17 protein-coding genes are annotated in these 20408 nt (G+C 71.6%); 10 read left to right on the top strand and 7 right to left on the bottom strand.

Going from position 1 to position 20408, the window contains the following annotated elements; translation table 11 throughout:
• The first annotated feature begins 737 nt into the window (after positions 1-737).
• Complete coding sequence (locus tag R4I43_RS30245; RefSeq protein ID WP_324269118.1) at positions 738-3710, top strand: AfsR/SARP family transcriptional regulator; 2973 nt, start codon at positions 738-740, stop codon at positions 3708-3710.
• Here the strand turns inward: R4I43_RS30245 and R4I43_RS30240 are convergent.
• From R4I43_RS30240 to R4I43_RS30215, 6 genes are all read right to left on the bottom strand, one after another.
• Positions 3688-4935 carry an APC family permease gene (locus R4I43_RS30240; RefSeq protein ID WP_324269117.1) on the bottom strand — a complete coding sequence of 416 codons (1248 nt, stop codon included), beginning with the start codon at positions 4933-4935 and terminating at the stop codon, positions 3688-3690. The genes R4I43_RS30245 and R4I43_RS30240 overlap by 23 nt on opposite strands.
• 13 nt (positions 4936-4948) lie before the next feature.
• Positions 4949-5602, bottom strand: a complete 654-nt coding sequence (locus R4I43_RS30235; protein WP_324269116.1) for a class I SAM-dependent methyltransferase — start codon at positions 5600-5602, stop codon at positions 4949-4951.
• Between the two features lie 78 nt (positions 5603-5680).
• Complete coding sequence (locus R4I43_RS30230; RefSeq protein ID WP_324269115.1) at positions 5681-6862, bottom strand: cytochrome P450; 1182 nt, start codon at positions 6860-6862, stop codon at positions 5681-5683.
• Positions 6863-6873: 11 nt separating this feature from the next.
• A complete protein-coding gene (locus tag R4I43_RS30225) occupies positions 6874-7776 on the bottom strand; it encodes a PDR/VanB family oxidoreductase (protein ID WP_324269114.1) in 903 nt (300 codons plus the stop codon).
• A gap of 64 nt (positions 7777-7840) precedes the next feature.
• On the bottom strand, positions 7841-8611 hold the full coding sequence (locus R4I43_RS30220) for an IclR family transcriptional regulator (RefSeq protein ID WP_324269113.1): 771 nt from the start codon (positions 8609-8611) through the stop codon (positions 7841-7843).
• Between the two features lie 31 nt (positions 8612-8642).
• Positions 8643-9572 carry a LysR family transcriptional regulator gene (locus R4I43_RS30215; protein ID WP_324269112.1) on the bottom strand — a complete coding sequence of 310 codons (930 nt, stop codon included), beginning with the start codon at positions 9570-9572 and terminating at the stop codon, positions 8643-8645.
• 109 nt (positions 9573-9681) lie between these two features.
• On the opposite strand from R4I43_RS30215, the gene R4I43_RS30210 reads away from it, so the two are divergent.
• From R4I43_RS30210 to R4I43_RS30190, 5 genes are read left to right on the top strand one after another with little or no spacing between them, the layout of a single operon-like run.
• Positions 9682-10791, top strand: coding sequence for an FAD-dependent monooxygenase (locus R4I43_RS30210; protein ID WP_324269111.1), 1110 nt, complete (start codon positions 9682-9684; stop codon positions 10789-10791).
• A gap of 17 nt (positions 10792-10808) precedes the next feature.
• Positions 10809-11747 (top strand): VOC family protein, encoded by a 939-nt coding sequence (locus tag R4I43_RS30205; protein WP_324269110.1) that lies wholly within the window; start codon positions 10809-10811, stop codon positions 11745-11747.
• Between the two features lie 10 nt (positions 11748-11757).
• Entirely contained in the window at positions 11758-12687 is a 930-nt protein-coding gene (locus R4I43_RS30200) for a fumarylacetoacetate hydrolase family protein (RefSeq protein ID WP_324269109.1), read from the top strand.
• A gap of 19 nt (positions 12688-12706) precedes the next feature.
• The gene (locus tag R4I43_RS30195; RefSeq protein WP_324269108.1) at positions 12707-13861 is read left to right on the top strand and encodes an alpha/beta hydrolase family protein; all 1155 of its coding nucleotides are present in this window, start codon (positions 12707-12709) and stop codon (positions 13859-13861) included.
• Positions 13858-14826, top strand: a complete 969-nt coding sequence (locus R4I43_RS30190) for a cyclase family protein (RefSeq protein ID WP_324269107.1) — start codon at positions 13858-13860, stop codon at positions 14824-14826. Before R4I43_RS30195 ends, R4I43_RS30190 begins: the two co-directional genes overlap by 4 nt.
• A 1-nt stretch (position 14827) precedes the next feature.
• Here the strand turns inward: R4I43_RS30190 and R4I43_RS30185 are convergent, their stop codons facing one another.
• On the bottom strand, positions 14828-15490 hold the full coding sequence (locus R4I43_RS30185; protein ID WP_324269106.1) for a YitT family protein: 663 nt from the start codon (positions 15488-15490) through the stop codon (positions 14828-14830).
• A gap of 243 nt (positions 15491-15733) precedes the next feature.
• Here R4I43_RS30185 and R4I43_RS30180 point away from each other — a divergent pair, with 243 nt between their 5' ends.
• From R4I43_RS30180 to R4I43_RS30165, 4 genes are all read left to right on the top strand, one after another.
• Positions 15734-16207: an Lrp/AsnC family transcriptional regulator gene (locus R4I43_RS30180; RefSeq protein ID WP_324269105.1), complete on the top strand. Its 474-nt coding sequence runs from the start codon at positions 15734-15736 to the stop codon at positions 16205-16207.
• 123 nt (positions 16208-16330) lie between these two features.
• Positions 16331-17017 (top strand): haloacid dehalogenase type II, encoded by a 687-nt coding sequence (locus R4I43_RS30175; protein WP_324269104.1) that lies wholly within the window; start codon positions 16331-16333, stop codon positions 17015-17017.
• A 223-nt stretch (positions 17018-17240) separates the two neighbouring features.
• Positions 17241-18734 carry a long-chain-fatty-acid--CoA ligase gene (locus R4I43_RS30170; protein WP_324269103.1) on the top strand — a complete coding sequence of 498 codons (1494 nt, stop codon included), beginning with the start codon at positions 17241-17243 and terminating at the stop codon, positions 18732-18734.
• A gap of 76 nt (positions 18735-18810) precedes the next feature.
• Positions 18811-19815 (top strand): LacI family DNA-binding transcriptional regulator, encoded by a 1005-nt coding sequence (locus R4I43_RS30165; protein ID WP_324269102.1) that lies wholly within the window; start codon positions 18811-18813, stop codon positions 19813-19815.
• The last annotated feature ends 593 nt before the right edge of the window (positions 19816-20408 follow it).

Genomic DNA, 20408 nt, shown 5'->3' with positions numbered 1-20408 from the left:
GGTGGTGTGTTTTGGTGTTTTATCGCCACCGTTGTGTTTCTTTGTTTGTGCCGGGGGGGGGGGGGGGGGGGGGGGGGGGGCGCCCCCCCCCCCACCGACCTGTTGTTCGGAAGTGGTCCGCACCCCGTGCGCCGACACGCGCGCGGCGTGTTCGCCCGAATCGAAATTGCTTGAATCGCGCGTTGTTTCGCCAGGTCAGAATGGCAATCCCGGAAACGGCGAAAAATTGCTCGGGTGAAGACCTTGTGCCCTGTTCGGACGAGCGTCCATCATCAGTGCCGGGACCGGTGGTTCAACCACCGAGATCTGGGGGAAGCAACACAGCTGCGCGAACACCTGGGGGGTGTAGCGATGGATCATCGTCTCTTCTGGCCGCGCGCGTAGACCAGCGGCTGGACCAGTACCGAAGCGCGGGTCGCGCAGCAGGCCGTCACCAGACCTGCACTGCCGTCGACCCGCGAACGCGGCGCACCCCGGAGGGGTTCGACGCCGCCGAGGAGGCGAGCGGTCGACGAGTCGTGAGTGCGGCTCGGATTGTCCACGCGCCCTTTTCCGGGTACCGAGCTGATATCGAACAGGTAGTCGGTATCACTCGTTGGAGTGCCTCTCATTGAGCTGGCGCGCGCTTTGCGTCCACTGTGCGCGGCGTGGCTTTCTCTCCGCTTTCCGGAGGCAGCGGAGAAGACGCGAAATGCGGCAGCATTGATCGTTTGTGGATTTTTTCTGGGGGAAGTGAGATGCGGTTCGAAGTGCTTGGACCGGTCCGGATGTTCGACGGGGACAGACCGGTGGCGCTCGCCGGAGCGCTGCGGCGCAACCTGCTGGCGGTGCTGCTGGCCCGCGCCAACGACCCGGTGCCCGTCACCACCCTGACCGAGGCGTTGTGGGGTGAGCCGGTCGCGCAGGGGACGAGCCGGCTGCAGGTCCACGTCCACCGGCTGCGCCAGGAGCTCGACGACCCCGGCCGCCTGACCTACGTCCCGGCCGGGTACGCCCTGCGGGTCGAACCCGGGGAACTGGACTCGGCGGTGTTCGCCGCCCTCCTCGACGACGCGGCGGGCGAGCCCGACCCGGGCCGCGCAGCAGGGATCCTGCGGCGTGCGCTGGAGATGTGGCGCGGCAGGGCGTACCAGGAGGTCGACCTGCCCGACGTCGGCGCCGAGGCCGAACGGCTCACCGAGCAGCGACTGCTGGCGGTCGAGGAGCTCTACGCCGCGGAACTGCGCGCCGGCCGGCACGAGGTCGTGGTCGGTGAGCTGCTGGAATCGGTGCGGCACAACCCGATGCGGGAGCGGTTGCACGGTCTGCGGATGCTCGCGCTCCACCGCAGCGGGCGGCACGCCGAGGCGCTGTCGGCCTACCAGCACGCCCGCGAGGTGCTCAACGACGAGCTCGGCCTGGACCCCGGGCCGGAACTGCGGTCGCTGCACGACCAGATCCGCGCCGGAGAAGCGGTCGAGGTCTCCGGCGCGACGCAGGTACCGGCTCAACTACCGCACTGCGCAACAGATTTCGTCGGTCGAGAGCTCGCGCTGTCCGAATTGGACCAGGTCCTCGACGCCCACCCCGGCACGATCCCCATCGCGGTCATCGCGGGCACCGCGGGCGTGGGCAAGACCTCCCTGGCCCTGCGCTGGGCGCACCGGGTCAAGAGGCGCTTCCCCGACGGTCAGCTCCACGCCGACCTGCGCGGCTTCGGCACCGACACCCCGGTCGAGCCCGGCGACGTGCTCGCGGCGTGGCTGCGCGCGCTGGGCGTCGACGGCAAGGACGTGCCGCTGGACCCCGCCGAGCGCGGCGCCCGGCTGCGCAGCCTGCTCGACGGCAAGCGCGTGCTGCTGGTGCTCGACAACGCCGTCAGCGCCGACCAGGTGCGGCCGCTGCTGCCCGGCAGCGCGCAGTGCGCGGTCCTGGTCACCAGCCGCGACCAGCTCAACGGGCTGGTCGTCGGGGAGGGGGCTCGACGCGTCGAACTGGACCGGATGAGCCGCGACGAAGCCCGGCTGCTGATGAAGGAACTGCTGGGCGATCTGGTCACCGACGACACCACCGCCGTCGACGAGCTCATCGAGTGCTGCGCCCGGCTCCCGCTGGCGCTGCGCATCGCCGCCGAGCGGGTGCGGCGGCACCGGCACCGCGGCGTCCGGCAGACCATAGCCGAGTTCGGGTGCGCGCAGGCACGGCTCGACCTGCTCGACAGCGGTGACCCGCAGGCCAGCGTGCGCACCATCTTCGCCGCGTCCTACCGCAACCTGCCGGCGGCCGAGGCCGCGCTGTTCCGGCTGCTCGGCCTGCACCCGGGAAGCGAGATGGACGCCTACTCGCTGACCGCGCTGGCCGGGACCGGCGACGTCCGCGCGATCCGCCGAGGGCTGGCCGAGCTGGCGCGCGCGCACCTGGTGGAGGAGGTGGCCGGCAAGCGGGTGCGGCTGCACGACCTGCTGGCCAGCTACGCTGCCGAGCTGTCCCGCCTCACCGAAACGCCCGCCGAGCGGCGGGAAGCGCTGCAGCGGCTCTACGACTACTACCTGCAGGCCGCCACCACGGCGACCGGTTTCCTCGCACCCGGCGCGCTGCCGGAGCGCAAACCCGCGCACGTGACCCCGCCCATGCGCGATCACGAGGAAGCGGCCCGCTGGCTGGACGCCAAGCACGAGACCATGATGCGCATCGCTGAAGCGGTGGACGGTGAATTCGCCCACTACGCGGTCGATTTCGCCACCGTGCTGGACACCGCGCTCGACTTCGGCTGGCACGTCGATGACGCCCAGCGCATCCACGGCAGGGCCCGCGAGATCGCCGCGCGATCCGGCGACCGGGAAGGCGAAGGAGTCGCGCTGCGCGGGCTCGGCGTGGCGCACTTCCGGCGCAACGAGTTCGGCCAGGCCCGGCGGTTCCTGGAGCGGGCGCTGGAACTGGCGCGCGGGCCTTCGGCCACCGCGACCGCGCTGCTGAGCCTGGGCGAGGTGTGCGTGTTCACCGGCCGCACCGACACCGCGCTGGAACACCTGCGCAGGTCCGCGCGCCTGTACCAGGAAGCGGGCCTGCAGCTGCTGGGCCTGCGGCCGATGATCTGCTTGGGTCGGTTGCACCGCAGGTGGGGGCGGTATCAGGAGTCGCTGGAGTGCCTGAGCGAAGCCGCGCGAGTCGCGGCCGCGCACCGCTACCAGCCGGCCGAGGCCGACGCGTCCTACGCGTTGGCGGGTCTCCACCGGGACCTCGGCCGCCACGCCGACGCCGCCGAGCACGCCGAGCGGGCGCTGGTGCTCGCCCGCCGCACCCGGTTCCGGTTCCTGGAGGGGCTGGTCCTGCACCGGCTGGGAACCATCCGCCGCTGCCTCGGCGAATACCCGCGAGCGCTGGAGAACCACCGGGCGACGCTGGTTTTCGCCCGCAAGATGCGGTCGGCGAACCTGGAGGCGATGGCGCTCACGGCGATGGCCGAGACGCACGCGGCGATGGGCGACGACATGGAAGCCAGCCGCTGCCACCTGCACGCCCTCGGCGTGGCCAACAGCGGTTCCAGCCACTACGTGCGGGCCCGCGCCCACGCCGGGCTCGGCGACCTCCACGAATCCGCGGGCAGGCACGAATCCGCCGTCCGCCACTGGGAAACGGCCGTGCGGATCTACGAGGCCCTGGACGCCCCGGAAGCCGCAGACCTGCGGAGGAGGTTGAGCTCAGACATCACGCCGAGCGTGCCCTGCTGAGCAGGCGGCCACCGAGCCCGATCGCGAACACCGCGAGCCCGGCCAGGACCGACGTCGTCGGCAGCGTCGAGGCCAGCAGCAGACATCCCGCCAGGCCCGCGACGTTGAGGGCTTTCGGCCAGCGCCGCTGGTCCGGCGGCTGGGTGAAGGCCGAGGCGTTGGCGATCGCGTAGTACACCAGCACGCCGAAGCTGGAGAAGCCGATCACGCCGCGCAGGTCGGTGGTCAGCACCAGCACGATCACCACCACCGCGAGGGTGAGCTCGGCGCGGTGCGGCACCTGGAACCGGGGGTGCACGGCGGACAGGTAGCGCGGCAGGTCGCCCTCGCGGGCCATCGCCAGCCCGGTCCGGCCGACGCCGGCGATCAGCGCCAGCAGAGCACCGAGGCTGGCCGCGGCCGCACCGACCCGCAACACCGGAGTCAGGTGCCCCTGCCCGGCGACCGCCAGGGCGTCGGCGAGCGGAGCGGTGCTCGCGGCCAGCTGGTGCGGCCCGAGCACCAGCAGCACCACCAGGCCGACGAGCGCGTAGATCACCGCTGCGATCGGCAGGGCCAGCAGGATCGCACGCGGAATGGTGCGCGCCGGATCGCGGACCTCCTCGCCGAGGGTGGCGATGCGCGCGTAACCGGCGAAGGCGAAGAACAGCAGACCGGAGGCCTGCAGCACGCCGAGTGGCCCGTGCGGCAGCCAGTCGTGCCCGCCACCGGCCCCGGCGGCGGGGTAGGCCAGCGCGGCGAACCCGGTGAGCACGAGCAGCACCACGACCAGCAGGATCCGGGTGAGCGCTGCGGTGCGGGTGATGCCGACGCAGTTCACCGCCGCGAGCACCGCCACCGCCAGCGCGGCCAGCGGCTTCTCGAACCCCGGCGCGGCGTAGGCGGCGAAGGTCAGCGCCATCGCAGCGCAACTGGCGGTCTTGCCGACCACGAAGCCCCAACCGGCGGTGAAACCCCACCAGTGCCCCAGCCGCTCGCGGCCGTAGACGTAGGTCCCGCCCGATGCCGGGTGGACCGCTGCCAGCTGCGCCGAGCTCGCCGCGTTGCAGTAGGCGATGAACCCGGCGATGACCAGCGCGAACAGCATGCCGCTCCCGGCTGCCGCCGCGGCGGGGGCGAACACCGCGAACACCCCGGCGCCCAGCATGGAGCCGAGACCGATCGCGGTCGCGTCGAAGGTGCCCAGCCGGCGTGCCAGCGGCGCGCCTGGCGAGTTCGCCGTCACGACCCGAGCCGGTTCAGCGGTGCGCGGTCAGCAGGTGCGCCGGGACGCGGGCGCGCCCCTCGTCGTCGACCGGGTAGTGCGCGCCGACGCCCGGCGGCATGAACCCGGCGATGGTGCTCGGCTCGATCGAGTCGACGCTGAAGCGCTCCTCGACGGCCGCGCGCAGCTCCTCGGCGGTGACCGCGTTGGGGCCGCCGCCTTCCGGGAACGCGGCCACGTCGAACACCAGCATGTGCAACCGCGCACCATCGCGGGCGGCACGAGCGATCGCGGCGAGGTAGTCGGCGCGGCCGTCGACCGGCAAGGAGTGGAACAGGGTGCAGTCGATGATCGTGCCGAAGTGCCCGTCGTAGCCGGAGAACTCGGTGATGTCGCCGACCTGGAAGCTCGCCGTGGCGTGCCGCTCGTCGCGGTCGGCCTCGGCCTGGGCGATCGCGGTGGCGGACAGGTCCACGCCCAGCACCTCGAAACCGCGCGCGGCCAGCTCCCGCGCGGTGACCCCGACACCGCACCCCGCGTCGAGCACCGGCCCGACGATGTCGCCGCGCTCGATGACCTCGGCGATCGCGGGCTGCGGCACGCCGATGTTCCACGGCACGCGCGCGTCCTCCACCACGGGCGACTCGCCCCGGTAGACGGCGTCGAAATCGGGCAGTTCGGTGCTCACGAGAGCCTCCGCAGCAGATCGCAGAACTCCAGCATTACCGGCCGGAAGCTACCACGGCCGTCGCGCTCGGACCCGTGATTATCGGCTCGTGATCCGGATCGGCAGGGACTCCCAGGCCCGCAGCGTGTTGTTGAGGTGGCGCACCGGTTCACCGGCGAGCTCGATGTCGGTCACGCGCCGGGCGAGCGCGGTCAGCAGCGCCTCGGACTCCAGCCGCGCGATGTGCTGACCGACGCACTGGTGGATGCCCATGCCGAACCCGAGGTGCCCGGACGGGTCCCGGGAGGAGTCGAACTCGTCGGGCCGGTGCCAGCGCCGGGGATCGCGGTTGGCCGAGGCCAGCGACATCATCACCTTCGCGCCCGCAGGCAGCCGCTCGCCGCCGATCTCGACGGGTTCGGTGGTGGTGCGGAAGAACGTCTGCACCGGCGACTCCCAGCGCACGGCCTCGTCGAACGCGGTGCGCGCCGAGCCGGGATCGTCCCGCAGCCGCCGCCACTGCGCCGGGTTGGTGGCGAAGGCGTGCAGGACCGCGCCGATGCCGTGCACCGTGGTGTCCACCCCGGCGGTCAGCAGCGAGCGCACCACCAGCTGCGCCTGCTCGCGGGTGAGCTCTCCGCGATCGGCGGCGGCCCAGATCGCCGCTCCGAACCCACCGGGCGCCAGCGATTCCCGACGGCACTGCTCGCCGACCCACGCGGAGTGCTCGCCGATTCCCTCGGTGCCGCGCTGGACAAGGTCGTTGTGCGGGCCGAAGGCGTTGAACGCGAAATCGCCGTAGGGCAGCAGGTGTTCGCGACCCCGCTCGCCGAGTCCGACGGCATCGGGGAAGACCCGCAGCGGGAACACCTGCGCCAGGTCGGTGACCGCGTCCAGCTCGCCCTCGGAGACGACCTCGTCGACCAGCGCTTCGGCGTCGGCGAACCACGCCTGGCGCAGCCGGCGCAGCGCGCGCGGGCCGAGGATGCGGCTGAGCACCGCCCGGGGCGCGTCGTGGTGCGGTGGATCGGCCTCCAGCAGCAGGCTCGGCGGCCGCCACGGTTCCTCGGTCAGGAAGTTGGCCACGCCCACCCCGGCAGCGGACTGGAAGCGCTGCCAGTCGGCCAGCGCCGCGCGGACCTCGTCGTAGCGGCCCATGACGTGAGCGTCGTAGCGGGCCAGCCGCACGAGCGGTCCGGCCTCGCGCAGCCAGGACTGCCACGGCAGCGGATCGGCGAGGACCTCGGTGGAGAACGGGTCGACATCGGTGGTCGGTGCCATCGCCACGCCTTTCACAGGTCGAGGACCAGCCGGTCGGTGCGGGCGCGGGACACGCACGGGAACATGCAGTCGCCGCGCTCTCGCTCGGAATCGTCCAAAATGGAGTCTCGGTGCTCCGGTTCGCCCGCCAGCACAGCGGTTTCGCACGTGCCGCACAGACCCTGGGTGCAGGAGGACAGCACGCTCGCCCCGGCGCCGCGCACCGCCTCGAGCACCGAGACGTCCGGGCCGACCGTCACCGACGAACCGGAACGGGCCAGTTCGACGCGGAACGGGCGGTCGTCCACCGCACCCGCGGACTTCGCCGCGAAGCGCTCGGTGCGCAGACCGGGCCCGTACCTGCGCTCGGCGGCCTCCAGCAGCGGCTCCGGGCCGCAGCAGTACACCGCGCAGTCCGCGCCGGGATCGGGCAGGTCCAGCAGCCCGGTCTCGTCCTGCGGTGCCACGACGACCCGCCGATCGGTGAGCTCGTCGAGGAAGGCCATCGACGCGCGCCGACGGCCCCCGTAGAGCAGCCGCCACCGCGAGCCCAGCCGTTCGGCGGCGGCCAGCATCGGCAGGATCGGTGTGATCCCGATGCCGCCCGCGATGAACAGGTGAGCGGGGGAGGGCACCAGCGAGAAGTTGTTGCGCGGACCGCCGATCGAGACCTCCGCGCCCTCGATGAGCTCGTCGTGCACCTGGACCGAACCGCCGCGCCCGTCCGGCTCGCGCAGCACCGCGATGCGGTACGAGTGGGCGTCCCACCGGTCTCCGCACAGCGAGTACTGGCGCGTCACGCCGTTGGGCAGCACGAGGTCGATGTGCGCTCCGGGCGTCCAGTCCGGAAGCCGCTGTCCCCGCGGGTGTTCCAGCCGCAACGCCACGACGTCCTCGGCCACCTGCTGCTTGCGGGTCACGCGAACTCGGTCCATCGGGCGCTCCCTCCGTCGTCGCGACGAGGGTGCGGATCCGGTCAGCGCCGGCGCGAGGGACTTCTCATTGAATGAGCGTGGCCTGCCGCAGCGCCCGGTCGATCGCGCGGGCGGTGGACTGCAGCAGGCCCACCCGCGACCACGCCTGCTCGTCGTTCGGGATGACCAGGCTCAACGCCGCCACGACCCGCCCGTCGGGACCGCGCAGCGGTACCGCCACACCGGTGGCGTCCGGGTGCACGTGACCCGGGCAGAACGCGAAGCCCCGGGTGCGCACCCGGGCGAGGGTGGTGCGCAGCGTCGCCGCCTCGGTCAGCGTCTGGCTGGTCAACGCCCGCAGCGGGCCGCGGAGAACGCGTTCCTGCAGTTCAGGGCTCGCATGAGCGAGCAGCACCTGCCCCGCCGAGGACACGTGCAGCGGGAGCCGCCCGGCGATCCTGGTCAGGTTGATGACCGCCCGAGGCGCGCTGAGCCGCTCCACGAACAGCACCTCGTCGCCGTCGAGCACGCCCAGCTGCGTGCTGTGCCCGACCACGGCGTGCACGTCCTCCATGAAGGGCATGACGACTTCGCGCAGCCGCAGCGTCGGGGAGGCGCGCTGGGCCAGCTCCCACAGGCGCACGCCGATGCGGACCCGCCGCTGCTGGTCGCGGTGCAGCAGCCCGTGCCGGACCAGCTCGCCGACCATCCGCCCGGCTGTCGGCAGCGGCAGGTCCGCCCGCCGGCTGATCTCGGTGACCGTCAGGACGTGATCGTCCGGCCCGAAGGCGTCCAGGATGCGGACCGCCCTGGTCAGCACGGACTCCCCGCTCGGTGACCTCGCCACGCGGGTCATCATGCGCACCTCGCAGCGGAGATGTCGAGCCTCAGCCGGACTCCTCGGTCACCGCGCGGCCCGCTTCGCGCAGGACCTCGCGCAGCCAGACGTGCGCGGGGTCGGACTGGTGCAGCGGGTGCCACCAGAACGCCTCGCGCAGCGGGACCACCTCCCACGGGCACGGCAGCGCGCGGACCCCGGCCGACGGGCCGAGCCTGCGGGCCAAACCCCGTTGCAGCAGCGCGATCCTCGACGTCCCGCTGACCAGGAACGGCACCGACAGGAAGTTCTCCACCACGATCTGCACGCGGGGTTCCACGCCCAGCATCTGCAGCTGGCGGATCGCCGGGGTGTAGGCCGTCGGGCCGCGGTAGGTCGCCACCCACGGCAGTTCGGCCAGGTCCTGCAGCGTGAGCTCGTCGCCGACCTGGTCGTTGTCCTCGGCGACCACGCACACCCAGCCGTCGGTGTAGAGCTCGGTGACGGGCAGGTCGTCGAAGAAGCCGTGCGGCATGACGATCCCGTCCGCGGTGCGCAGCGCGACCTCGGCCTGCTCGACGACCTGCGGCACGTTCTGCTCGAACCGCACGCGCACGTTCGGCGCCCGCTCGGCCAGCAGGTCGGTGAGCGGACGCCCCAGCACGATCGCCGCGTAGTCGCTGGTGAACAGGGTGAACTCGCGGTCGGCCTCGGCCGGGTCGAAGTCGGGGGCGGCGTCGAAGACGCGCTCCACACCGGCCAGCGCGATCTTGGTGCGGTCGGCGAGCTGGGCGGCCAGCGCCGTGTGGTGGTAGCGGTTGCCGCTGCGCTCCAGCAGCACGTCGTCGAAGTGCCTGCGCAGCTTGGCCAGCGCGGAACTCATGCTGGGCTGGCTGATGCCGATGCGCTCGGCGGCGCGGGAGACGTTGCGCTCCTCCAGCAGCGCGTCGAGCGACAGCAGCAGGTTCAGGTCGAGGTTCCGCAGGCGCCGGGTGTCCATCACTCAACTATAGCCAGGGCTGATAGCAGGCATATTCAACTAGTGCTTCCCCAATAGTGATCCCTGCCGCAACCTGGAGGAGCAACAGCCCCTTCACCTCGGAGAACCCATGACAACGCGGAACGTGCTGGTGGTCGGCGCGGGATCGGCCGGTACCGCGACCGCAATCCTGCTCGCCGAAGGGGGCTGGGCGGTCGACGTCGCCGAGACCCGCCCGTCGGTCACCGCCCTCGGGTCGGGAATCACCCTGCAGGGCAACGCCCTTCGCGTCCTCGACGAGCTCGGCGCGTGGCAACGCCTGAGCGGCTACCCGTTCGACACCTTGGGCATGCGCGCACCCGACGGCACGCTGCTCGCCGAGGTCGACGACGTGCGCACCGGCGGGCCCGAACTGCCCGCGACGCTGGGCAGCTACCGGCCCGACCTGGCCCGCGTCCTGACCGAACGCGCCGCCGAAGCCGGTGCGCAGCTGCGCTTCGGCACCACCGTGACCGGACTGCGGCAGGACGACCGCGGCGTGCGGGTCACCTTCGCCGACGGCACCACCGGCCGCTACGACCTCGTCGTCGGCGCCGACGGGGTCCGCTCCACCACCCGCGCACTGCTGGGCATCGACGCGGCCACCCGCGCCACCGGCATGGGCATCTGGCGGGCCTTCACCCGGCGCCCGGAGTCCATCACCCGCACCGAGCTGTACTACGGCGGGCGCTGCTACATCGCCGGGTACTGCCCGACAGGCGAGGACGGCATGTACGCCTACCTCGTCGAGGACGCCCGCGACCGCAGCGACCTGTCACCCGCGGAAGGCCTCGCCGTCATGCGGGAACTCGCCGCGCACTACGGCGGCCCCTGGCGCGACGTCGAGCTCACCGATCCGGACGCGGTGAACTACACGTGGTTCGAGACCCACCTGCTCGACCCGCCCTGGCACCGCGGCCGCGTCGTCCTCGCCGGCGACGCCGTGCACACCTGCCCGCCCACCATCGCCCAAGGCGCAGCGCAAGCGCTGGAAGACGCCTCCGTGCTCGCCGAACTCCTGCTCGCCGCCGACTCCGTCGACGACGAAGTCCTCACCGCCTACGCCCGACGGCGCCACCCGCGCGCGAGAACCGTGGTGGACGCCTCCAACCGCATCGGCCAGTGGCTGCTCGACGGCGAACGCGGCGACGTCCCCGAACTGCTCGCCGAGGTCACAGCACTGCTCACCGAACCCGCCTAGAACCAGGAGGTCGACGCATGACCGATCGACTCATCACCCACCTGCGGCACCTCGACATCGCGGTGCCCGACCACGCCAAGCAGGTCCAGTTCTACACCGACCTGTGGGGCCTGACCCCGATCGCCGAGGACTCCGGCATCACGTTCCTGGCCGCCGAAGGCTCTCCCGAGCAGTACGTGGTGCGGCTGCGCGAAGCCGAGGAGAAGCGGCTCGACCTGATCGCCTTCGGCGCCGCCGACGAAGCCTCCGTCGACGCCCTGGCCCAGCGCCTGGCCGGCGACGGGGTGCAGCTGGTCAGCGAACCGGGCGCGCTGCAGACCCCCGGCGGCGGCTACGGCTTCCGGTTCTTCGACGTCGACGGCCGCACCGTCGAGATCTCCTGCGACGTGGCGGTGCGCAGGCACCGGCGCGTCGAGGAGCAGGAAGCGATCCCGGTCAAGCTCTCCCACGTGGTGATCAACTCGCCGAGCCCGCAGCGCACCCGCGCGTTCTACGAGAAGCACCTCGCCTTCGCGCTGTCGGACACGCTGTTCCACCCGAAGATGGGCGAGGCGATGTACTTCATGCGCTGCAACCCGCAGCACCACAGCCTCGCCATCGCCCGCGGGCCGCACGTGTCGCTGCACCACGCCTCGTTCGAGATGCGCGGCATCGACGAGTACATGCGCGGCACCGGACGGCTGCTGCGCCACGACGTCAAGAAGGTGTGGGGCCCGGGCAGGCACCTGGCAGGCAACAACACCTTCAGCTACTTCCTCGACCCGCACGGCAACACCGTCGAGTACACCACCGAGCTGGAGCAGCTCGACGAGGACACCTGGCACCCGCACCTCTACGACTTCACCCAGCCCGAGGTCTCCGACCAGTGGGGCACCGCGAACCCGATGGACGAGTTCGTGGCGGCCGAGTCGTTCAACGACCCCGACCGCGGCGTGTTCGTCGCCCCGCCCGTGTGAGGAGGACCCGATGCGCTTCGCCACCGCGCGCTACGACGGCGCCGAGGTGACGGGAGTGGTCCGGGACGACCGGTTCCACCCGGTTGCCGGGACCCTGCTGGAACTGGTCCGCGCCCAACGTCTTCCGCAGGCCGGAGCGGCAGCGCTGGCCGACCCCGGCATCCGGCTCGAGAACCTGCAACTGCGAGAACCGCTGCAGCCGCCCACGATCCGGGACTTCGTGGCCTTCGAGGAGCACGTCGAGGGCATGACCGGCGGGCGAGTGGCGCCCGAGTGGTACGCGGCACCGACCTTCTACTTCACCAACCCGTACGCGATCACGGGCCCGTTCGACGACGTCGCGATCCCGCCCGGATGCCGGAAGCTGGACTTCGAGCTGGAGGTCGCCGCCGTCATCGGACGCACCGGCCGCGACCTCACGCCCGAGCAGGCGCGCGAGCACATCGTCGGCTACACGATCTTCAACGACTGGTCCGCCCGCGACCTGCAGTCCGCCGAGATGAAGGTCGGGCTCGGACCGGCCAAGGGCAAGGACTTCGCCACCACCCTGGGCCCGGTCCTGGTCACCGCCGACGAGCTCGACGAGCACCGCGACGCCGACGGCTTCCTGCGGCTGCGGATGAGCGCCTCGGTCAACGGCGAGCTGATCGGCCACGACCTGCTGTCCAACATGGGCTGGCCGTTCGACGAGCTCGTCGCCTACGCCTCGCGCGGCACCGAAGTCCGCCCCGGAGACGTCCTCGGTTCCGGGACCTGCGGCAACGGCGGATGCCTCGGCGAGCTGTGGGGGCGCGCCGACCGCGCGGACCCGCCGGCGCTGCGACCCGGCGACGTCGTGGAGATGACCGTCGAAGGCATCGGCACCATCCGCAACCGCGTCACCGCGGGCACCGACCCACCACCCGTGCGACCCGCCCGGAAACGACCGCGCGACCGCTGAGAACGAGAGGAAACCAAGCATGTTCGAGTACTTCCCGGGCAACTACGTGTGGAACCTGACGGTGGTGGCCGCGCTCAACAGCGGCGGCCTCATCGACGAGGTCGACCGCGCCTGCCGCCCCATCCGCGACGCCGCCGCGAAGGGCTCCGACGTCGGCACCGCCGACCTGCTGGACTCCTGGACCGCCGTGGTCGACGACCTCGTCGCCCAGGCCGAGTCCGACCGCGCGGCCGGACGCGCGCGCAGCGCGGGCCAGAAGTACCACCGCGCCACCAACTACCTCGTGCACGCCGAACGCATGCAGAGCGCGAAAACCCCTGACCGCAACGCCATCTACCGGCGCGTGCTGGAGCTGATGAGCGCCACCTTCGAGCTCATCGACCCGGCCACCACCCGGGTCGAGGTGCCCTACGGGGACACCGCCCTGCCCGCCTACTTCACCAACGCCTCCCCGGACGGCCGACCCGTTCCGTGCGTGGTGATGTGGAACGGGCTGGACAGCACCAAGGAGCACATGTACGTCTCCGGCTTCGCCCGGGAACTGGCGACCCGCGGCATCTCCACGCTCATGGTCGACTGCCCCGGCAGCGGCGAGGCGCTGCGGCTGGGCGGGCTGACCGCGCGGATCGACACCGAGCACTGGGCCGCCGCCTGCGTCGACCACCTCGAAACCCGCGCGGACGTCGACCACTCCCGGATCGGTCTGGTCGGCTGGTCCCTCGGCGGCTACTTCGCGCCGCGCGCGGCGGCCTTCGAGAAGCGCCTGGCGCTGTGCGTGGCGTGGGGCGCCAACCACGACTGGGGCGCGGTGCAGAAGCGGCGCCTGGAGCGCGAGGGCGAGAACCCGGTGCCGCACTACTGGGACCACGTGATGTGGGTGTGGGGCGAGCAGGAACTGGACACCTTCATCAGCAAGGCCGAGGGCGTGTGCCTGGACGGCGTCGTGGAGAAGATCACCGTCCCGTTCCTGATCACCCACGGCGAGAACGACCGGCAGATCCCGCTGCGCTACGCCCACCGCAGCAAGGAGCAGGCGGTGCACAGCCCCAAGTGCGAGCTGCGGGTCTTCACCGAGCGCGAGGGCGGCGTCGAGCACATCGGGCTGGACAACTTCCCGCACGTGTCGACCTTCACCGCCGACTGGGTCGCCGAGACCTTCGCGGAGCTGCGATGACCTTCCCGTTCGACCGCGACGACCCCGAGTCGGCCATCGCGGAGATGGCCTCGCGCTGCTCGAACTGGGGGCGCTGGGGACCCGACGACGTGCGCGGCACCCTCAACCACCTCGACGACGCCAAGCGGCGCGAAGCCGCCGCGTCGGTGCGGCGGGGTGCGGTGTTCTCGCTGGCGCAGGCCTTCGACATGAACGGGCCGCAGAAGGGCTGGCGGCGCCGCACCAACCCGGTGCACACCATGCTCGACACCGGGACCGACGCCGCCGCGGGCACCCAGGGCTTCCCGCACGGCATCGGTGGCGCCGACGACGTGGTCAGCATGCCGCTGCAGTGCTCGACCCAGTGGGACGGCCTCGGCCACATCTTCGACCACGGGCGAGCCTGGAACGGCCGCCCGTCCGGCGAGGTCGTCACCTCCGACGGGGACCTGGTCACCGGCATCGAGACCGTCGCCGACGGGTTCACCGGCCGGGCCGTGCTGCTCGACGCCGGCCGGGCGCTCGGCGAGGACGGGGAGCTGCCGGACGGGTTCGCCCTCACCGAGCAGCACCTGACCGAGGTGATCGCGCAGCAGGGCGTGCAGGTCGGGCGCGGCGACATCGTGCTGGTGCGCACCGGACAGCTCACCCGCGTCCGGCGGGACGGCTGGGGCGACTACGCGGGCGGGCCCGCACCCGGCCTGTCGTTCACCACCGCCGAGTGGCTGCAGCGCACCGAGATCGCCGCGATCGCCACCGACACGTGGGGGTTCGAGGTGCGGCCCAACGAGTTCCACGACGCGTTCCAGCCGCTGCACCAGATCGCCATCCCGCACATCGGGCTGTTCATCGGCGAGATGTGGGACCTCGACGCGCTGGCCGCCGACTGCTGCGCCGACGGCCGCTACGACTGCTTCCTGACCGCCGCGCCGATCCCCGTCACCGGAGCGGTCGGCGCACCGGTCAACCCGATCGCGGTCAAGTGAGTCAGGCGCCCAGGTAGCGCCCGGGGCGGTGGTTGAGCGCGAGGACCCCGTTGAGGAAGATCGCGCCGAAGGCCGAGACGAGCACGGCGGTGGGGGGCACGACGGTGATCGCCGCGGCGATCACCAGCACGTCCAAGCCCATCTGCACGTAGCCGGCCCGCCACCCCAGGCGTTCCTGGGCGACCAGCGCCACCACGTTGAACCCGCCGAGGCTGGAGTTGTGCCGGAACACGATCAACAGCCCGATGCCGGTCAGCACGTTCCCGCACACCGCCGCGTAGACCGCGGGCAGGTGCAGGCCGCCGAAGAGCTGCGCGTGCAGCGGTGTGAACGCCGAGACCAGCGCGATCGAGATCAGCGACCGCACCGCGAACGGCCAGCCCTTCTTGGCCACCGCCAGCACCATGAACGGCAGGTTCACCGCGAAGAACAGCAGCCCGAAGGGCACCGGCAGCCCGTAGCTGAGCAGCAGCAACAGGCCCGCGGTGCCGCCGGTGACGATCTGGCTCGACTTCAGCAGGTCCAGCCCGAGCGACACGACGAAGGTGCCGGTGAGCAGACCGAGCACGTCCTCGGTGCGGGAGTGCGGCAGCACGGGCTGCCGGGTCTCGGCACCCCGCGGCGGAGCGGTCACGGGGGTCGGGGTCGTGGTCGGCGCAGGCATGTTCGAAATGGTCGGGCAGATGAGGCACAGCGGGCAACACAGCCCTGGTGGACTGCGCGGGAATTCGCGAATTCCCGCGCTCGTGTGGCAGAGTGCTCAATTGCCCGGTGCTCGCCACACGGTTTCCCGCCGATGTGGTCGGCACCACAGGTGAGCTGGGGGTTTGTCCGCGTGACCCAGTGCATCGGCAACTGCGCCGAGCGAGTGCCGAAATGCGGGTTCGACTGTGTCCGGAGCATGCCGGTGAGCGAGATCGATTCCCTCGACGCCCGAATCCTGCTAGCCCTCGACGACGATCCGGAACTGACGATCCTCGGCCTGTCCCGGAAGCTCGGCGTCGCCCGCAACACCGTGCACGCGCGGCTGCGCAAGCTCAGCCACAACGGCGTGCTCGGCGACTTCAGCAGGCGGGTCGACCCGGTCGCGCTCGGCTACGACCTGGTGGCGTTCGTGTCCATGCAGATCAGCCAGACCACGCAGCCGGTCACCGCCACGGCCCTGCGCGAACTGCCCGAGGTGATCGAGATCCACGCCACCTCCGGCGACGCCGACCTGATGGTCAAGGTCGTCGCGCGCGACACCCAGGACCTGCACCGCATCACCAACGCGATACTCGAGATCGACGGCGTCGAGCGCACCAGCACCGCCATCTCCCTGCACGAGGCGATGACCACCCGCATGCGGGCGCTGCTGGAGGCCGCTGCGCACACCTCGTGATCCGCCGTGCCGCGATGTGGCCGAGCCGTTGCCGCTTTTTGCTGCTCCGGCTACACACCTGAGACCGAACCGTGTTCACCCGAAGGGGTGTGATCTTGCAGCGCGAACAGGCATGATCACCCGGTGTCATTCGATGTCTCCCGCCTGTCCGTGCTGATCTTCGACGTCCTGGGAACTGTTGTCGACGAACGAGGATCGATCCTCGCCGCGACCCGAGACGCGCTGGGGGAGGACGGCGACTGCGAAGCCCTCGCCACCGCCTGGCTGGACGGACTGGGCGAACTGATCACCGAAGCGTCCGAGGGCGGGTACCGGCCGATGGACGAGCTCAACCGGCAAGCCCTCGAGCACGCGGTCAAGGCCACCGACTGCTCCCTGGACGAGCAGGCGCTGACCGCGCTGGCCGCCGAGGGCCTGCGCCCCAAGCCGTGGCCGGACGCCGCTCCCGGAGTCGGCGCGCTGGCCGACCGCTTCAACGTCATCGCGCTGTCCAACACCACCATGCTGGCGCTGGCCGAGATCACCCGCCGAGGCGGCTTGCGCTGGGCGTTCGCCCTGTCCTCCGAGCTGGTCGGCGCCTACAAGCCCGACCCGGCCGTCTACCAGCGCGCCCTGGAGCTCATGCGGGTCGAACCCGAGCAGGCCCTGATGGTCGCCTCCCACCCCTGGGACCTGCGCGCCGCCGCGAAGCTGGGCATCGCCACCGCCCACATCGCCCGCGAAGGCGAAGCCGAGGGCGACCCGGCCGAACCAGACGAGTTCGACCTCCAGGCCGGCACCATCGCCGAACTCGCCGCCGAGCTGCTCTGACCCGCGTCGTCCGCAGCCGAGGCCGAACGCGATCTCGCGCGGCCTTCGGCCGGAGCGGCGTGCCCGGATCGGCCCTTCGGCGGATTGCCGCAGGTATGGGAACTACGTGTTACCGAAATGTACACCCAAACGATTGCCTCCCGGCTGCGGAACATGGACGATCTGCCTGGGATCGACGATCTCGCCTGCTCCGAACCAGCTTCAACGACGACGGGAACGGAACATGACGAACCTGGCAGCGAACCTGGTCGCCTCCGCTCAGCGGCACGGCGATCGGCCCGCGGTCCGTCTCGACGAGCACGTGCTCAGCTACGCCCAACTCCACGCCTCGGCCGCCGCCGTGGCCGGTGACCTGCGGGAACGCGGCATCTCACCTGGCGACCGAGTCGGCTTGGTGCTGCCGAACGTGCCCGCGTTCCCGATCCTGTTCTACGGCGCGCTGCTGGCCGGTGCCACCGTCGTGCCGATGAACCCGCTGCTCAAGGGGCGCGAGGTCGAGTTCTACCTGCGCGACTCGCAGATGTCGCTGGTCTACGGCTGGGACGGCGGCGGCGACGCCGTGCCGGAGGCTTCGGCCGAGGTCGGCATCCCCGGCGTCGTGGTCGGCGCCCTCGGCCCGAACGAGCTCGGCGGCCAGCCGATCACCGAGCCCGTCGAGCGCGCCGATTCCGACACCGCCGTGCTGCTCTACACCTCGGGGACCACCGGCAAGCCCAAGGGCGCCGAGCTGACCCACCACAACCTCGCCTCCAACGCCACGATGGCGGTGGAGACGCTGTTCGAGCTCACCCCCGACGACGTGGTGATGGGCTGCCTGCCGCTGTTCCACGTCTTCGGCCTGACCTGCGCGCTCAACACCTCGGTGCAGGTCGGCGCCTGCCTGACGCTGCTGCCGCGGTTCGACCCGGCCAAGGCCCTGCAGATCGTGCCGCGCGACGGGGTCACCATCTTCGAGGGCGTGCCCACCATGTACGCCGCGATGCTCAACCACCCCGACGTCGACGCCGCCGACATGAGCTCGCTGCGCACCTGCGCGACCGGCGGCTCGGCGATGCCGGTGGAGGTGCTGCGCGGGTTCGAGACGAAGTTCGACTGCCAGGTGCTGGAGGGCTACGGCCTGTCCGAGACCTCCCCGGTGGCCTCGTTCAACCAGCCCGGCTACGAGCGCAAGCCCGGTTCCATCGGGCTGCCGGTGCGCGGCTGCGAGATGAAGGTCGTCGACCTCGACGGCAACGAGGTCGGCCTCGACGAGCCCGGCGAGATCGTCATCCGCGGCGAGAACGTGATGAAGGGCTACTGGGGTCGTCCGGAGGCCACCGCGGAGGCGATCAAGGACGGCTGGTTCCACACCGGCGACATCGCCACCAAGGACGCCGACGGCTACTACTTCATCGTCGACCGCAAGAAGGACCTGATCATCCGCGGCGGCTACAACGTCTACCCGCGCGAGGTCGAGGAGGTGCTCTACGAGCACCCGGCCGTCGCCGAGGCGGCGGTGATCGGCGTCAAGCACGCCGACCTCGGCGAGGAGGTCGGCGCGGCGGTGTCGCTCAAGCCCGGCCAGGAGGCGACCGAGGACGAGCTGCGCGAGTTCGTCAAGCAGCGCATCGCCGCCTACAAGTACCCGCGCGAGATCTGGCTGGTCCCGGAGCTGCCGAAGGGCCCGACCGGCAAGATCCTGCGCCGCGAGGTCAAGGAGATGCCCCGCGAGGCGTGAGCGCGCGGGCCCGGCCGCTCGGCCGGGCCCGATCCGCCCGGCTAGGCTCACAGCAGTCTGCGAGTGAGGTTCGAGCATGGTCGGAATCAAGGACGTCGCGCGCCTGGCCGGGGTTTCCATCGGCACCGTGTCCAATGTGGTCAACCGACCGCAGCTGGTGTCGGAAGAAACGCGGCGGCGGGTGCAGTCGGCGATCGAGGAACTCGGCTACGTCCGCGACGAGTCCGCGCGGCAGCTGCGGGCCGGCAGCAGCCGCATCATGGCGCTGCTGGTGCTGGACCTGGCCAACCCGTTCTTCGTCGACCTCGCCCGAGGTGCCGAGCAGGCCGCGCACGAGGCCGGGCTCAACGTCATCACCTGCAACAGCGGCCAGCGCGTCGAGCTGGAGTCCTCCTACCTGTCGATGCTGGCCGAGCAGCGCGTGCGCGGGGTGCTGCTGTCGCCGGTGGACACCACCGGCGAGCGGCTGCGCACCTTCGCCCGCAGCGGCATCCCGTACGTCTTCGTCGACCGCACCGTGCCGGAGGTGCAGGGCAGTTCGGTCGCGGTGGACGACGTCACCGGGGGAGCGCTGGCGGCGCGCCACCTCGCCGAAACCGGGCATCGCGAGATCGCGATGGTCAACGGCCCGTCCGTGCTGGCCCAGTGCCGGGACCGCGAGACAGGCGCGCGCTCGGCGCTGCAGGACACCGACGCGCGCCTGTCGGTGCTGGAAGCGCCCGCGCTGGACGTGGCCTCGGGGCGCGACGCGGGCGCGCGCCTGCTGGGCATGAGCCCCCGCCCGACGGCGGTGTTCTGCGCCAACGACCTGCTCGCGCTCGGCCTGCTGCAAGCGATGGTGGCCGCGGGCGTGCGGGTGCCGGAGGAGATCGCGATCGTCGGCTACGACGACATCGAGTTCGCCGGAGCCGCCGCCGTGCCGCTGACCTCGGTGCGCCAGCCGGCCCGCAAGCTCGGCCGCACGGCCGCGGAAATGCTCATCGCCGAAACCTCCGGCGACCAGCCGGTCCGGCACCGGCAGGTGGTCTTCCAGCCCGAACTCGTCGTCCGCGACTCAACGCGGGTCAACCGTCAGAAGTAGCCGATCCACATCGCTCCGATGGTCAGGAACGTGGCGATCGAGAGGGACGCCGTGATCACTTCGGCGTGGCGTGCGGTCATGGTGGTTCCTCGCGGGGAGTCAGGTTCTGGGGGCGGCGCGGTGGCCGGGGTGACCGGCAGCGGCCTGCGGATCGGGGAGGTGCCGGGGCGGGCCGGTAGCGGACGTCCTACCCAAGGACGGGTGGCCGTCGGGCGCGTGTTGTGCCTGCCGCGGGCGTGCTGCCTGCGCGCGGTGCTGCGTCGCGCCTTCCGTTGGACCTGTGCCGTGCTCAAACCAGCGCCCCCTCGCGGCCGATCATCCTCCACCGCGGCGTGCGGGCGGATGCCGGCCCTGCTCGCGAGAGCACGAGCGGGTGGTGGTCCGTTCGGCCGGACCGGTTGCGGCACTCGCACCCGCGCACCGCGGTGCTGCGCCCAATCTGTCATCGGGGGTTGTCAAAGTTAAGGCCCGATGCCCGGCGCGTCCGGAATTCGCGCGATTGCACCCGTTCGGCCGCCCGCTGGTGACAGGGCGTGATCACGTTGCTGAGCTGCGCGAACGGTTCGCGGCGGGTGCCGCGGCAGCACACGCCC

Source organism: Saccharopolyspora mangrovi, assembly GCF_035320975.1.
In the GTDB taxonomy this organism is placed as follows: domain Bacteria; phylum Actinomycetota; class Actinomycetes; order Mycobacteriales; family Pseudonocardiaceae; genus Saccharopolyspora; species Saccharopolyspora mangrovi.
The sequence above is the reverse complement of the archived record's forward strand: the minus strand, read 5'-3'. Positions and strand labels throughout refer to the sequence as shown.